The organism is Acerihabitans arboris (genome assembly GCF_010131535.1).
Classification (GTDB): domain Bacteria; phylum Pseudomonadota; class Gammaproteobacteria; order Enterobacterales; family Enterobacteriaceae; genus Acerihabitans; species Acerihabitans arboris.
In genome coordinates, this window is sequence record NZ_WUBS01000003.1 from 233,463 (window position 1) to 248,499 (window position 15,037).

A 15,037-nucleotide genomic window follows, 5' to 3' on the forward strand; every position below is an offset into this window, starting at 1 on the left:
AAGCCCGAACAGGAGAGAACGATGAATTCAATTCACGATGTAGGCGGCATGCATAACCTCGGCCCGGTGGCGATCAACCCCGGCGAGCCGGTATTCAAGGCGGAATGGGAAAAGCAGGTTTTTTCCACCATCGGCCTGTATTTTGCCGGTGGGCTGTGTCCCATCGACGAATTCCGCCACGCCATCGAGGTAATGGATCCCGCGGAATACCTCAGCACGCCCTACTACGTGCACTGGTACCACGCGATGGAAAAGCTGGGGATCGAAAACGGATTGTTTACCCGGGAAGAGCTGGAAGACAAGATTCGGCAGTTGGCGCAGCGGGAGAAGGCATCATGAAGATCCTGGAAAAAGAGCAGGTTTACGACGCGGTGAAAACCAACCCGGTCTACGTACGGCCCACCGATCTGCCGATCCGCTTCGCCGCCGGCGATCGGGTTCAGGCAAAAAACATCCATCCCCAGGGCCATACCCGCCTGCCGCGCTACGTTCGCGGCAAGACCGGCACGGTGGTGCGCCGCCACGGCTCGTTCGTGTTTCCCGATACTGTTGCCCACGGCAACGGGGAAAAACCTCAGCACGTCTACAGCGTGCGCTTCGAGGCGCGGGAACTGTGGGGCGAGGAGCGCGGGGATAATTCCGCCGTCTATCTCGATCTTTGGGATGACTATATCATTCCGGCAACCTGAGGGGGAGCGCAGCATGACGACGATAACCACATCCACCCCCGCCGCGACGGCCGGGGACGAGCCGGAAATGGCGTTCGGCGAGCCCTGGCAGGCGGAAGCCTTCGCCACCGCCCTGCAGCTGTCGCGCAACGGACTCTACCGCTGGAGCGAATGGGTAGAGGTGTTTTCGCGCACCATCAGGGAACGGCCGCAGCGGCCGGACGAAACCTTGGGGGAAGCCTATTATCGCCAGTGGCTGGGCGCGCTGGAAACGCTGCTGCAGGGCAAATCGCTGCTGTCCGGCGAGGATGTCGACGCGCGCCAGGCATTGTGGCACCTGGCCTATTTGCATACGCCGCATGGACAACCGGTGTCGCTGCAGCGCGTAGCGCATATCATCGATCCGTGCGCCACCCTGGATCGGGTCGCCGACCCTCATGCGGCGCATCACCATCACGGCCACGCGCATGGGGGCCGCCCGATCCCCACGCCGATTACGGTGGTTCCCGGAGCAGGCTGACCAGGACATAACGCCAGGGAATGGCGTAAACCGCATGGAAAACACGATGGTACAGAGGACACATTCGCGCCGGCCCGACGCACCGGCCGGCCGTCCTGGCTGAACATCCAGCCCCAACACACACAGGAAGCTCGACTATGAGTGATTTATCGCAGGGCCTTCCCCGGAAGGCCCCGGGCTCCCCTCGGCCCGGAAAAGGCCAACTCCCGGCGTTGCGCGGCGCGGCGTTGGCAATCGTGGTGTATGTGATCATGTATCTGCTGTACGGCTGGTCGGAGCCCGGCGCGTTCAGCGCCTACGCCGTCGCCGACCTGGTCAATAACGCCGCCCCGCTGGCGCTGGCCGCCGCCGGGCAAACGCTGGTGGTGCTGACCCGGGGATTCGATTTATCCCTGGTGGGCGTCATTTCCATTGCCAACGTATTAACCGCCATTGCCCCGTTCGACGGGCCGGGCGGCGCGCTGTTCAGCCTGCTGCTATGCGTGGGCGCCGGCGCGCTGATCGGCCTGCTCAACGGTTACCTGGTGGCCTATCGCGGCATCCAGAGCATCGCCGCGACGCTTGGCACCATGATTATCGGCCAGGGTATCGCCCTGCTCCTGCTGCCGGTGCCCGGCGGCTCGGTATCGGAGTTTATCAGCGACGGCCTGACGGGCATGCTGTGGCAAATCCTGCCGGTATCAGCCCTGGTGCTGGCGTTTTTTGCCCTGGTCTGGCTGTTTATCAAGCGTACCGACACCGGCGTCGCCTTTTATGCGGTGGGCGCCGATGAAACCTCCGCCGGGTTGTCCGGCATCGCCGTCAAGTGGATGCGCTGCAAGGCGTTTATCCTGGCCGGCTGTTTCTACGGCGCGGCGGGATTTATGCTTAGCGCCCAAACCGCCACCGGCGATCCCAACTCGGGCCTGCCCTTTCTGCTGCTCTCCTTCGCCTCGGTAGCGCTGGGCGGCACCAGCCTCGGCGGCGGGCGCGGCGGCGCGTTCGGTTCGATGGTGGGCGCGGCGGTGCTGCTGTTAATGCAAAAAATGCTGTTCGCCATTGGCGTCTCCTCGTTCTATATCGGCTTTTTCCAGGGCGTGCTGCTGGTGCTGTCCATCCTATGCGAGAAGGTGCTTAACCGTTCGCCACGCACAGGAGCGCATTCATGAGCAAAATCTCCCTGGCGGCTCCGGAGGCCGGGCGTATCGACCGGCGCGCCAACGGCCGGATGAGTCCCGAGTCGGTCGCGCCGCTATTGTTGCTGGGCCTGACGGTGGTGATGATCCTGGCCTCCCGCCTGATCAGCCCGTCCCTGGGATCCTGGTCGCAGGTGTTGATGATAGTGACCCTGGGCTCCTTCCTGCTGGTGGTGTCGTTCGGGCAGGGGCTGGTGGTCCTGTCCGGCGGCATGGATCTGTCGGTGGCGTCGCTGTTTATGTACGGCGGCGTGATGTCGGCGGGCGCGATAGGCGCCGCCGGCGGCAATATTGCCTATATGCTGCCGTTAATCCTGCTGTCCGCCGCGGCCATCGGCGCGCTCAGCGGCCTGGGGATCACATTGCTGCGCATCCCGCCGTTTATCATGACCATGGGCACCGGCATCATCGTCGCGTCACTGGCGCTCGGCGCCACCGGCGGCAGCACGCTCGGCGCGTCGCCCAAACTGTTGGCGGATATCGTCAAGGGCAGCGTATCCGGCATACCCTGCATCGTTCTGTTCACCCTGGTTTTCAGCGCGCTGGGGATCGTGATCCAGACGCGCACGGTGTTCGGACGCAACCTGTACGCGCTGGGAGGCAGCCCGGGCGCGGCCAGGGTCGGCGGCATCCCGGTCGGCGCGGCCACCGTGGCCGCCTATGCCCTGAGCGGGCTGTGCGCGGCCCTGGGCGGCGCGCTGCTTACCGGCTATTCCGACGGCGCCACCCTGCGCATGGGCGACCCTTACCTGCTGCCCTCCATTGCCGCGGTGGTGGTGGGCGGTTCCTCGATACTGGGCGGCAAAGGCACTTTTATCGGCACCATCGCCGGGTCGCTGTTTTTAACGACCGTGGACTCGGTGATTGCCGCCACCAGCCTCGGCCAGGGCTGGCGGCTGATTGTTTCCGGCGCGATTATTACCGTCGCCCTGTTATGCCAGTCCGGCTCGGCGAATTCACTCATCTTATTATCAGGAAAGACCCGGGCACTGTTTAAACGTTAATTAACACCAAACATTTGGAATCAACTTAACAAACCGATCGGGAGTTAATATGTCAATGCAAACACGTCTTAAAAGATGTGCGGCCGCGGCCGTCGTTTTAATGGGATTATCAGGTTATTTTTCAGCGGCGCAGGCGGAAGACGCGCCGAAAAAATATAAAATATTCCTGAGCCTGAGCTATAGCGGAAATAACTGGATGAGCGAGACGGCAAATATTATCAAGTCGCTGGCGAAAACGCCGCCCTATGACAAAATGGTGGATTTGCAGGAGGTTATTTCCGGTACCGATCCGCAGGCGCAGATATCGGCTTATGAAAGTATGATTGCCGCCAAAGCGGACGGAATCATCAGTTTCCCGATATCGCCCACCGCCTTGAACCGCGTGATCCGGCGCGGCTGCGGCCAGGGCGTCAAATTTTTCATGTTTGATTCCACGGTAACGGAAAAATGCGCCTACAACATCAGTTATATTTCAGCCGGCGCCGGGGAAAACATGGCCCAGCAGTTAGTGAATGAACTGGGCGGCAAAGGAAAGATATTTATGAATCGCGGCGTGCCCGGCACCTCGGTGGATAAACGCCATTTTGACGGCGCCATGCATATATTTAGCCAGTATCCGGGGATCTCGGTGGTCTCGGAATACTATGGCTATTGGGACGACCGCATCAGCCAACGTGAAACCGCCAAGGCCCTGGCGGCCCATCCGGACGTGGACGGCATTTGGTCCGAACTGGGCGAAGCCGGCGTGCTGAACGCCGTAGCCGACCGTAAAGGCCGGATGATGCCCATCATGGGGGAAAATATGAACGGCTTTCGTCTTGGTTTCCTCAATGCCGATTACCGCAAGCGCGGCCTGAGCGGCGTGTCCGCTGGTTCGCCCCCCGCCACCGCCGGCTACGCGTTCAAGCTGATGATGGAGGTCTTGACCGGCAAACGGAAACTGGAGCCGGCCAATATCGAGTATCCGCTGCCATGGGTCACCGCCGACCAGATGAAACTGTGCCAGGGCGGCGTCATTGCCGACGGTTGTAATGTGTTCGCGGCCAACCTGGTGCCGGAAGGTTTCTCGACCGAGATCTATCACCCGGCATTCCTGCCGGAAATCACCCTGGATTCGGCGCTCAAGGGCGTGCCCACGCCGGGAACGACCATCCAGCCATTGCCAGAGGAAATAACCAGGGCCGCGGATGAGCCAGGCATCAACTGCGAACGCTGCCAGGCGGCGCCGGATCAGTACAAGCTGACCAAGGTCCAGCCCACGGTTAAACCATAAAGCACGCCGGGCCTCGCCCCGGCGTGCCGGGGAGAGACCATACCAATGCCGGGGAGACCGTGCCAACGCCGGACTTAACCGTGGAGCGTTAAACACAGAGCGCGCCAGCTCCGCACTTAATACCGGCGTGTTGCAGCCGGGTGGCGGCAAGGTTGGCCAGCAACTCATACTATTCTACCGATGGCCGCGCGCCATCGGGACAGGAGATCGCAATTCATGCAACCATCCTTAACTCAACCGACATCCGGCGCGCGAGGCATGCAGCCATCCCTGCCTCAACCGGTATCAGGCACGCAAGGCATGCGCCTTTCCTCGGTTTCAAAATCCTATGGCGCCACCGTGGCGCTGGAGAGCGTCTCATTGACTATCGAACCCGGACAGGTACAGGCTATACTCGGGGAAAACGGCGCCGGGAAATCAACGCTGGTAAAAATTCTCTCGGGAGTGGTGACGCCCAATACCGGCGCCATGATCCTGGAGGGCCGGGACTATGCCCCGCGTTCACTGCTCCAGGCTCGTCATATCGGCGTCAGCACCGCGTTCCAGGAGCTCAGCCTGCTGCCCAATCTCAGCGTCGCCCAGAATTTTTTCCTGCCGAGTTCCCTCAAACAACAGTTTTTTTTCACCTCGCCAAAACAGATGGCGCGCCGCGCCGAAGCCATTTTAGCCGATCACGACGTACAGGATATTTCGCCACATGCCAACGTTGAAACGCTCTCCCTGGCCGCGCGCCAGCGGGTGGAAATCGTTCGCGCCATGCACTACCGCCCCCGGCTGCTGCTGCTGGACGAGCCCACCGGCGCGCTGGCCGACGTAGACTGGCTGTTCCGCCTGGTGCGCCGGCTCACCGCCGCGGGCACCGCCGTGCTCTATATCTCGCACCGGCTGGCGGAAATCCGGGAAATCGCCAGCCATGCCATGGTATTGCGCAGCGGTAAAACCATCTCGACGGTGGAGCTAAAACAGGTGACCAACGCCGACATTTTCGAGATGATGGTGGGACGCCGGGCGACGCGGGATCGGCCGCGCGGGCGCGCCGAGCCGTTGCACCCGCAAAGCGCCGCGCTTACGGCCAACGATTTGGGCGGCCAGAATTTCAGCGATATCTCTTTTGAACTGCGGCGGGGGGAAATTCTCGGCGTGGCGGGCCTGGAGGGCCAGGGACAGCGGGAATTGTTCCGCACCCTGGCGGGCCTGATGCGTCATAGCGCGGGACAAATGCTGCTGCGCGACCGCGAGGTGATATTGCGCAGCCCCCGCGATGCGCTGCGTAAATACGGCGGCATTGCCTTTGTGCCGGAGGATCGCAAAAGCGAAGGCATTTTCCCTACCCTGTCGGCCGGCGCCAATATTACCCAATCCATGCTGCATCGGTTTAGCCGGTTCGGGCTTATCCGCCGGGACAAGGAGCGCCGGGCGGTCGGGCGCGTGGCGCCGCAGGTGGAGCTGGGCGAGCGGTATTTATCTTTTAAAATCAGCGCGCTCTCGGGCGGCAACCAGCAAAAGGCCTTGATTGCCCGCGCCCTGCTGACCGGCGCCAGCACGCTGCTGCTGTTTGATCCCACGCGCGGGGTGGATGTGGGCACCAAGGAGGTGATCTACCAGGCCATTAAGGCGTTCGTGGACCAAGGCGGCGCGGTCATGATCTACTCCACGGATCTGGCCGAGCTGCAAACGTTGGTCGATCGGTGCCTGGTTATGTATCGTGGCCGTATCCTGGCGGATTTGCCGCGCGACAATCTGGATGAAGGCGAGATGATCGGGCTGATGACGGGCAACGCCGCCGGATAAACCGGCGCTAAACCGGTTCGATGGACTGAATACCCGCGACGTCGCCAGGGTCGCGTTATTTTTTTTAACCATAAGAAAAATATTCATGCATAATACGCCCATGAGTAATGATATAACATCACAATCAAGCCTGAGCGCCCCGCTGCTTGAGCTGCGGGGAATTACCGCCGGAGCCCATGGCTGCGCGGCGTTGCTGCGGGGCGTGAGCCTGACGCTTAACCATCATCAATGCCTGGCGGTGATCGGCCCCAACGGCAGCGGCAAATCCACGCTGCTGCGCGCCGTTATCGGCGAAATCGGGCTGGCGTCGGGGCACATCCTGCTCGACGGCCGGCCGCTGGGCAGCTTATCCAGGCAGGCGCGCGCGCGGAGCATCGCGCTGCTGGCGCAAAACGATATGCCCGACCTGCGGTTGACGGTGGCCGAATATGTCGGGCTGGGGCGGTTGCCGCACTATGCGGATTTTAGCGCGCGGCAACACGAGGAGATCGTTGACCAGGCAATAGACGACACCGGTTTACCCACGCTGCGCCGCCGGCTGCTGGGCACCCTGTCGGGCGGCGAGCTTCAGCGGGCCGGGCTGGCGCGCGCGTTCGCGCAAACGCCCCGGGTGTTGCTGCTTGATGAGCCGACCAATCATCTCGATCCGCTGGCCCGGGCCCAGTTGCTCGGCCTGGTGCGCGCGCGGGGCATCGCCACCATCGCCGTGCTGCACGATCTTACGCTGATTGAGTCCTTTGCCGGCCGCGTGGCGGTGCTGCAACACGGACGCCTGGTGTGCTGCGATACGCCGGAACGGGCGCTGGTATCGTCTTGTATCGAACCGGTGTTCGGCATGCGCAGTTTTACGGTGTCGCACCCCGCCACCGGACAACCATTGAAAATTTTCGAAGCATCGTTACGCGCGTGACGGCCTTTTTGACCTGAGGACAGCTATGTATGAAGACGTATGCGAAAAAATCTCTGCTTGCGGTGGTGTTGAGCCTGCTGGCGACGGCGGCGCAGGCCTCGGGTTTCCCGGTTACGGTCTCCAGCTGCGGACAGCCGCTGACCTTTACGCAGGCCCCGCAGCGTGCGGTAATCCATGATTTGAATATGACGGAAATGGCGTTTGCCCTGGCATTGCAACCGCATATCCGCGGCGTGACGGGTATTACCGGCTGGTATAAGGCGACGCCGGAATTCACCCGCCAGCTGGGCGGCATCCCGGAACTGGCGCCTAAATACCCTACCCTGGAAAATCTGCTGGCGGTCAATCCCGATTTCTTTTTTGCCGGCTGGAATTACGGTATGAAGGTAGGCGGCGAGGTGACGCCGCAATCGCTGGCCCGTTTCGGCGTGCCGACGCTGGTGTTGACCGAAAGCTGCGTGCATATCGGCCGGCAAAAAGAAAAGGCCACCATGGCGCTGTTGTATGGGGATATGCTGAACCTGGGCAAGATTTTCGGCCAGGCGGAGCGCGCGCAGGCGCTTATCGACGGCTGGAAAGCGCAGATCGCCGCGCTGCGGCAAAAAATCGGCCAGCGTCCGCCGTTAAAGGTATTCGTGTATGATTCGGGCGAGGATAAACCATTTACCAGCGGTCGTTATGCCATGCCTACCGCGCTGATTGAGGCCGCGGGCGGGCGCAATGTGATGGATACGCTGGACACCAACTGGGGCACCACCTCCTGGGAGAGCGTGGCCACCGCCGGACCGGATCTGATCATCCTGCTGGACTACCAGACGGGCGGCGGCGCGCAGACCCTGCAGGACTTCCTCGAGCGCCATCCCCTGATGAAACACACCCCGGCGGTGATGAACCGCCGTTACCTGAAGTTGCAATATGCGCAGCTGACGCCGGGACCGGCCAACATCGAGGCCATCAACCAACTGGCCCGGGCGCTGTATCCGGACAGTTTCCAGTGAGAAATGGCGTTTTATGAGAGAAAGCGTTTTATGTGGGATGGAATGTGATAAGGGACAGCGTTTCATGAGGCAACGGGGCCGTGGATTTGCGTTAATCTTGACGGCGGCATTGCTGGCCCTGGTGCTGATGGGCATGGCCAACGTGGTGTTTGGCAGTACCTCGCTCACGCCGGATGAAATACTGTCGGCCCTGGGGTTGGGGACGGGACGGGCCGAGCCGATGGTGGCGCGGATCATACTGGAGATCCGCCTGCCCAGGAGCCTGCTGGCGATGTTGACCGGCGCCGGCCTCGCCATGGTCGGCGCGTTATTGCAAACCACCACCCGCAACGATCTGGCCGATCCCTTTTTGTTCGGGCTCTCCTCCGGCGCCTCCGCCGGCGCGGTGGCCGTAATGACCCGCCTGGGCGATCGGCTGGGTGACTGGGCATTGCCGGTGGCGGCCTTCGTTGGCGGCGTAGTGTCGGCGCTGGCCGTCATCTTGCTATTTTTACAGCAGAAATCGCGCGGCGCGGCGCGGCTGGTGCTCTCCGGCCTGGCGGTATCGTTCCTGTTCGGCGCCCTCACCAACTTCCTGGTGTTCTCGGGCGACCAGCGGGCGGCCAGTTCCATCCTGTTCTGGTCACTGGGCGGGCTTGGGCTGGCCCGTTGGGACAATATCGGCTTTGCGCTGGCGGGGCTATGCCTGCTGGGCGCGCTTGCCGCCCTGCGCTGGCGCTCGCTGGACGCCCTGCTGGCCGGGGAACAGAGCGCGGTGTCGATGGGCATCAACGTCACGGTATTGCGCATCGAAGTATTTTTATGCTGCGCGTTCGCCACGGCGCTGTTTGTCGCCCTGACCGGCGTCATCGGGTTTATCGGCCTGATGGTGCCGCACCTGGCAAGGCCGCTGGCGGGCGTGCGCCACCGGTGTTTATTGCCGCTGGTGGCGGTGCTGGGCGCATTGCTGATGTCCGCGGGCGATTTGCTCAGCCGCTGCCTGCTGGCGCCCCAGGAACTGCCTATCGGCATTATTACCGCCGGCGTCGGCGCGGTATTTGTGCTGGCCCTGCTGATCAGGAAAGACTAAATAAAATCGCCCGCTCAAGACAACTCAAACGGGCTTGCGGGATTTGGGTACGCAACCGGGAAAAGGCGGCCAGGCACGTCGTCAGCTTTTGCCGCCTACGGCATCGTGCGGCAAATCCCCATAAGGGCATTCCGCCACGCCGATGGTGCCGCGGGTGATGCGCTCCACATTTTCCCGCGCCTTTTTCGCATCGAGCACCCAGGTCCGGTAGAAATCAAACGGATACTCGGCAACGCCCTTTTCGCCATCACCCGAATGATAGATGCCGGTATACCCCCGGTGAAGCAGTTTAAATAGATGGTTCTGCGCCCGATCGTATTTACGCGCATCGCGGATTTCTGGTATCGAGAGCTGGGCATACTGGATACCCCTCTCCTCTTCCCCGCATTCGCCCAGCGTGCGACCGTCAAACCCGATAATGGCCGAATGGCCGAAATAGGTATAGACGCCGTCAAAGCCGGTACAGTTCGCCACCGCGACATAACAGTTATTGGCCCAGGCCATGGCCTTGGAAATAAGCACCTGCTGGTCTTTCGCCGGATACATATATCCCTGGCACCTGACAATTAACTCTGCCCCTTTCATGGCGCAACCACGCCAGATTTCCGGATAATTACCATCATCACAGATGATGAGGATGTATTGGGCGCCGCGCGCTGACGGGTTGGGATGTAAAGCCGATAGCGTCATGGCGTTCTGCCTGCGGCTTGTGTTACATCATTCTCCCTGGCCGGGCGCAGCGGCGTAACAGGCCATGCTGACGCCGTTTTGTTAGCCGAATGCCATTATTCCGGCACTTTTTGCCTTAAAATGCCGGAATAATGGCATTTTAGTGCCGGTGCGGCCCTACACTGGCCTGGGCCGTACTCAGCGGCATCCTCCGCATAACTATCCAGGGAGTTCCCATCATGACCAAGAAAAAGATTTTGATGCTGGTCGGCGATTACGTTGAAGATTATGAAACCATGGTGCCGTTCCAGGCGCTGCAGATGCTGGGCCATCGCGTCGATGCCGTCTGCCCCGATAAAAGCAAGGGCGATTATGTATTAACGGCAATCCATGATTTTGACGGCGCGCAGACCTATAGCGAAAAACCCGGGCATCGCTTTGTGCTGAACGCTGATTTTGCCGAAACGCGGGCGCAGGACTATGACGCCCTGGTAATCCCGGGAGGCAGGGCGCCGGAGTATCTGCGGCTGAACCCCAAGGTCATCTCGCTGGTGCAGGATTTTGACGCCGCCGATAAGCCCATTGCCGCCGTATGCCATGGACCGCAGATCCTGGCGGCGGCCGGCGTGCTGAAGGGGCGCACCTGCAGCGCCTATCCGGCCTGCGCGCCCGAGGTTCGCCTGGGAGGCGGCCAGTTTGCCGATATCGCCGTCGACCAGGCTTACGTTGACGGCAACCTGGTGACGGCGCCGGCCTGGCCCGCCCATCCGCAGTGGCTGGCCAGGTTCGCCGAGCTGCTGGATAGCTAACCCGGCGCCCGCTGCCGGCGCTAGGGCCGGCATTGTCCTGGGCAACGGTCCCTTTGCCGGCGGCGGGGTTATGGCTAAACGCCGGCCGGCATGGCGCGCCGCCTGCCCGATATTATCCAGCCGGCGGCTGGCAGAAATGATATGCGGGCCTGCGGCTCAATCGTTCGTCAGCCCTGGCCGAGTATTTTTTGCACGCAGGCCTTAAATACCCGCACCCCGATCTGCAGCGCGTCCAGGTCAAAACGCATATCAGGATGATGCAGACCCGGCGTCAGGTTGGCCCCCAGGCCCCAGAAACCGGTCTTGACCGCCGGACGCTGGCGCGGGTAGTGGAAAAAATCCTCGCTGCCCGGGGTAAATTTCGCCTTGGTTAAACCCTGCGGCCCCAACACCTCGACAATGGCCGCGCTAAGCACGGCGGTCATGTCGTCATCGATAATGGCCGCCGGCATTTCCTTTAATACCTTGATATCCGCGCCGGCGCCGATGGCCGCCACGCTGTGCTCAATCGCCTGGATCACCCTGGCTTTTAACTCATCCATCGGCTCGTTAAACTGCGAGCGCAGATCCCAGCACACGCGCGCCAGCGCAGGAATGGAATTGGTCACCCCGGCGTCGCAGATAAACTGGGTGGCTTTAACGCTATAGGTCAGGTTCGGCGCCAGATGAATAGTATTGACCGCGTTGACGGCGGCGACCGCCGCATCCAGCGCGTTAACGCCCAAATGCGGACGGGCCGCGTGCGCGGGCACGCCGGTGATGGTGGCTTCAATCGCCGCGCAGGCCGAATAATGCATGGCCGGGGCCGCCAGCCCCAGCGGGCACTCCTCAAGCGGGCGCACATGGAACCCGAGCAGCATATCGACATCGTCGATGGCGCCGCCCGCAACCATCGCCAGCGCGCCGGTGCCCAGCTCCTCGGCGGGCTGGAACAGGATTTTCAGGCGGCCGCGCCTGACGATCCCTTCCTTGATCACTTCCTGGGCCGTCGCCAATACCACCGACGAATGGCCGTCATGGCCGCAGGTATGGCGGGCCACCCGCTGGCCGTCAATAATATGCCCCAGGGCATCCATATCGGCGCGCAGCGCCAGCACCGGCCCGGGCAGGCCGCTGTCCAGCTCGGCAATGATGCCGGTGGTGCCGTTGACATCGCGGGTAACGGCAAAACCCGCCGCTGCCAGCGTATCGGCGATATACGCCGAGGTTTTGAATTCTTCGAATCCCAGTTCGGGAATTTGATGCAGATAGCGATAATGTTCTAAGGTCTTGGTCACGGCCGGGGTCTCCACTGGCGACAATCCATAGGCGATACGCACGCCATGTCAGGCAAAAATACGGGTAAAAATCATGGCGATAATTGAATTCAGGATGCTGGTCAGCATCAGCAGCGGCCAGTATTTTTTCGGCACATCCGCCACGCCGAGCAGGCGTCCCATGTATTGCAGTTGGGAACCCATCAGAAAAATGGCCGGCGCCAGGATGGTAAGCTGCGACGCGTCCAGGGTGCCTTTGGTCAGCAGGCTGATGGCCACGCCGGTTCCCGCCGATGAGGATAACCAGGAGGTTAGCAATACGGTGATCGCCTCGCCCGGCAGGCCCAATAATCCCATCAGCGGGGCAAACAGGATGCCCAGCAAATGCATTACGCCCAGCAGGTTAAGCATTTCGGAGATGACATAGGCCATGACGACATTAGGCATGAGATTATTGATGGCGATATTAAAACCTTTACGCGCGCCAATGACAAAAATATCGAAAGGATTATTAGACACCTTGGCAACATTACTCATTTTCTGCAAAATCCTTTTTATATACCGAACCCAGGACAAAACGCACAAATACCGCGCCGACGAATTTCATCACAAACATGACCAGCAGCGGAATAATGACCGGGATGGTCAAGGATGCGAACATCGCCGACCCGATGGAAAAATAGTTATTGATTAATCCGGCGCCGGAATATTGCCAGGCGCCCATGATGACCACATCTTTCTTGGTGACCTATTTGTTATCGTAAAGCTCTTTACTTAATGCCGCGCCCGCATCGGTGCTTTGCAGGTCGGTAATCAATGCCAGCCCGGTATGGCCGGGGATGCCTAATATGGGTTTCAGCAGCGGCGTCAGTAATTTATGCGCCGCCCTGATGGCGCCGTAATGGGTGAAAATTTCCAGCAGGCCCAGCGCCAGCATCACCGTCGGTACCAGTGACAACGCAAACAGGAAACCGGCCTTGGCGCTGATGCCGCCGGCGCCGACAAAGGTATTGGTATCCGGCGTTGTCATGGTGCCGTACGCCCCGCCCAGGGTGGTAAAATCAAAGGCGCCCAGCCAGGCCAGGCCGTCGACCTTTAAAAATATGCCTGAAAACAGCAAGCAAACTATTATCAGCGATAAATATGCGCCTTTGCCGACCCGCCACTCGTCGGTCTCGTTGGTAAGATTTTCTTGCGGTATTCTTGTGTCGCTCATTTTACTGCCCTTCTTTGATGTCAATTTAAAATAGATGTCATCACCTGCCTAACAACATACATCCTGATAGCCCATGGCATATTTAACGGGCCTTGGCGGTTCAGGAAACTTTTCATCGCTTTACGATTTATATAAATTAAAGCACGAACCGTGCCAATGATGGCCTGAATAAAAATAGTGCCAACAAGTGGTAAAATAGCATTTACATCCTGAAATTAAGTTCAAAAATAAAAATAAAAAAACAGAAGTAAATCGCCCTTAAATTAATAAAGGCCAGAGGGAAAAACCCGGCAGAATAATTATAAGTCATGGACTTCGCCGCACCATCATGGTACTTAACGCACCAATATGCAGCCGCAAGATGTTATTATTATGTTTCAATTACAAATATATTTCTCCATCATACCGCCTATCGGGGCGATATTTATGCCCGGCCGGCGCGCTGATATCCTCATTGCCGGATTAGCGCGCCGGCGGTGCCGGAAAATGTCAGGCAATATCGCCGCGGATGATTTCGGCCAACAGCGCGGCGCGCTGCGGTATATCCGCGATAATGATATGCTCGTGCCTGGCGTGGATGCCGGCCCCGGTCGCGCCCAGGCCGTCAAGGGTGGCTATGCCCAGCGCGGAGGTAAAATTACCGTCGCTGCCGCCGCCCACCGCCCTGCCGGCAAGTTCGATGCCAAGCCGCCCGGCGGCGCGCTGCGCCTGGCGGAACAGCGCCTCGTTTTGCGGCGTCTGTTCCATTGGCGGCCGGGACATGCCTCCCGTTACCAGGATCTCAATCCCCGGCACCCTGGGGGTGATGCCGTTTATCGCCGCTTCCAGGCGCGCCGCCTCGGCCATATTGGCCACGCGCAAGTCCACGCCCAGGCAGGCCCGATCGGCCACCACGTTGATTTTCCCGCCGCCCCGGGCCACCCCGACATTAACCGTGGTGCCAGCCTCGGGCGCGTTCAGGCCATGCAGGTAGAGGATATGATGAGCCATCTCCTGTATGGCGCTGACGCCCTCCTCCGGATTATTACCGGCATGGGCGGCGCGCCCGGTGATCCTGATATCATAACGGCCCACCCCCTTACGGGCGATCTTCGCCTCGTTGGTCAGGGCCACGGCGGGCTCCGCCACCAGCACACGGCCGGCGCCGGCCGCCTGTTCCTCAATCCACCGGCGCGAGCTGGGGCTGCCCAGTTCCTCATCGGACGGACAGATAAAGATAACCCGGTGCCCTTGCAGCTGCCCGCACTGTTGTAACGCCCGAACCGCCCATACCGCCTGGATCAATCCCCCCTTCATATCCAGCACGCCCGGCCCGAACAGCTTGCCGCCCCGCTCGGCCATCTCCAGCTCGTCGATTTCCCATACGGTATCGAAATGGCCGAGGATACAGGTCACCGCCGGCCCCTCGCCGACGGAAAACGCCAGGTGATCGCCCGCTTGCTCCTGCCGGCACACCTGGGCGTCCACCCCCAGACGCTCGGCGACAATGCCTTGCAGCACCGCGCCGCAACGGTCCACCGCGGCTTTATTCAATGACGGGGATTGGGCCTGGACCAAACGTTTGATATCGCCGAGTATTGCGGCGGCATGGTGTTGCAGGTAGTCATGGGCGGTTTGCATAATCGGGTTCCGGTGTGGCATAACGTTAGCGTACTTATTTTGATTATCTACAACCGATA

15 protein-coding genes and 1 pseudogene are annotated in these 15,037 nt (G+C 60.5%); 11 read left to right on the top strand and 5 right to left on the bottom strand.

Annotation, left to right across the window (positions count from 1 at the left end; translation table 11 throughout):
- Positions 1 to 21: 21 nt before the first annotated feature.
- The 10 genes from GRH90_RS26485 (at position 22) to GRH90_RS05445 (ending at position 9,408) form a co-directional block, all read left to right on the top strand.
- Positions 22 to 339: an SH3-like domain-containing protein gene (locus GRH90_RS26485; protein WP_281352715.1), complete on the top strand. Its 318-nt coding sequence runs from the start codon at positions 22 to 24 to the stop codon at positions 337 to 339.
- The gene (locus GRH90_RS26490; RefSeq protein WP_281352716.1) at positions 336 to 689 is read left to right on the top strand and encodes an SH3-like domain-containing protein; all 354 of its coding nucleotides are present in this window, start codon (positions 336 to 338) and stop codon (positions 687 to 689) included. The genes GRH90_RS26485 and GRH90_RS26490 overlap by 4 nt, the downstream gene beginning before the upstream one ends.
- A 13-nt stretch (positions 690 to 702) precedes the next feature.
- The gene (locus GRH90_RS05410; protein ID WP_162364889.1) at positions 703 to 1,188 is read left to right on the top strand and encodes a nitrile hydratase accessory protein; all 486 of its coding nucleotides are present in this window, start codon (positions 703 to 705) and stop codon (positions 1,186 to 1,188) included.
- Between the two features lie 137 nt (positions 1,189 to 1,325).
- Complete coding sequence (locus GRH90_RS05415) at positions 1,326 to 2,336, top strand: ABC transporter permease (protein ID WP_162364890.1); 1,011 nt, start codon at positions 1,326 to 1,328, stop codon at positions 2,334 to 2,336.
- Entirely contained in the window at positions 2,333 to 3,367 is a 1,035-nt protein-coding gene (locus GRH90_RS05420) for an ABC transporter permease (protein ID WP_162364892.1), read from the top strand. Before GRH90_RS05415 ends, GRH90_RS05420 begins: the two co-directional genes overlap by 4 nt.
- A 55-nt stretch (positions 3,368 to 3,422) precedes the next feature.
- A complete protein-coding gene (locus GRH90_RS05425; RefSeq protein ID WP_218586218.1) occupies positions 3,423 to 4,640 on the top strand; it encodes a sugar ABC transporter substrate-binding protein in 1,218 nt (405 codons plus the stop codon).
- Between the two features lie 300 nt (positions 4,641 to 4,940).
- Complete coding sequence (locus tag GRH90_RS05430; protein ID WP_218586219.1) at positions 4,941 to 6,431, top strand: sugar ABC transporter ATP-binding protein; 1,491 nt, start codon at positions 4,941 to 4,943, stop codon at positions 6,429 to 6,431.
- Between the two features lie 100 nt (positions 6,432 to 6,531).
- Positions 6,532 to 7,341 carry an ABC transporter ATP-binding protein gene (locus GRH90_RS05435; protein WP_162364897.1) on the top strand — a complete coding sequence of 270 codons (810 nt, stop codon included), beginning with the start codon at positions 6,532 to 6,534 and terminating at the stop codon, positions 7,339 to 7,341.
- 29 nt (positions 7,342 to 7,370) lie between these two features.
- Positions 7,371 to 8,339 carry an ABC transporter substrate-binding protein gene (locus tag GRH90_RS05440; protein ID WP_162364899.1) on the top strand — a complete coding sequence of 323 codons (969 nt, stop codon included), beginning with the start codon at positions 7,371 to 7,373 and terminating at the stop codon, positions 8,337 to 8,339.
- Positions 8,340 to 8,403: 64 nt separating this feature from the next.
- A complete protein-coding gene (locus GRH90_RS05445; RefSeq protein WP_162364900.1) occupies positions 8,404 to 9,408 on the top strand; it encodes a FecCD family ABC transporter permease in 1,005 nt (334 codons plus the stop codon).
- Between the two features lie 81 nt (positions 9,409 to 9,489).
- On the opposite strand, the gene GRH90_RS05450 is transcribed toward GRH90_RS05445, so the two are convergent.
- The gene (locus tag GRH90_RS05450) at positions 9,490 to 10,098 is read right to left on the bottom strand and encodes a nitrilase-related carbon-nitrogen hydrolase (protein ID WP_218586220.1); all 609 of its coding nucleotides are present in this window, start codon (positions 10,096 to 10,098) and stop codon (positions 9,490 to 9,492) included.
- Between the two features lie 218 nt (positions 10,099 to 10,316).
- Between GRH90_RS05450 and GRH90_RS05455 the strand changes: the two genes are divergently transcribed.
- Positions 10,317 to 10,886 carry a DJ-1/PfpI family protein gene (locus GRH90_RS05455; protein ID WP_162364902.1) on the top strand — a complete coding sequence of 190 codons (570 nt, stop codon included), beginning with the start codon at positions 10,317 to 10,319 and terminating at the stop codon, positions 10,884 to 10,886.
- Between the two features lie 167 nt (positions 10,887 to 11,053).
- Here the strand turns inward: GRH90_RS05455 and GRH90_RS05460 are convergent, their stop codons facing one another.
- From GRH90_RS05460 to GRH90_RS05475, 4 genes and pseudogenes are all read right to left on the bottom strand, one after another.
- Positions 11,054 to 12,163, bottom strand: a complete 1,110-nt coding sequence (locus GRH90_RS05460) for an amidohydrolase (RefSeq protein ID WP_162364904.1) — start codon at positions 12,161 to 12,163, stop codon at positions 11,054 to 11,056.
- A 48-nt stretch (positions 12,164 to 12,211) separates the two neighbouring features.
- Positions 12,212 to 12,679, bottom strand: coding sequence for a YjiG family protein (locus GRH90_RS05465; RefSeq protein WP_162364906.1), 468 nt, complete (start codon positions 12,677 to 12,679; stop codon positions 12,212 to 12,214).
- Positions 12,672 to 13,358 (bottom strand): annotated as a pseudogene (locus GRH90_RS05470) (nucleoside recognition domain-containing protein). Before GRH90_RS05470 ends, GRH90_RS05465 begins: the two are co-directional and overlap by 8 nt.
- Before the next feature lie 489 nt (positions 13,359 to 13,847).
- Entirely contained in the window at positions 13,848 to 14,978 is a 1,131-nt protein-coding gene (locus tag GRH90_RS05475; RefSeq protein WP_162364907.1) for a M20 family metallopeptidase, read from the bottom strand.
- Between the last annotated feature and the right edge of the window lie 59 nt (positions 14,979 to 15,037).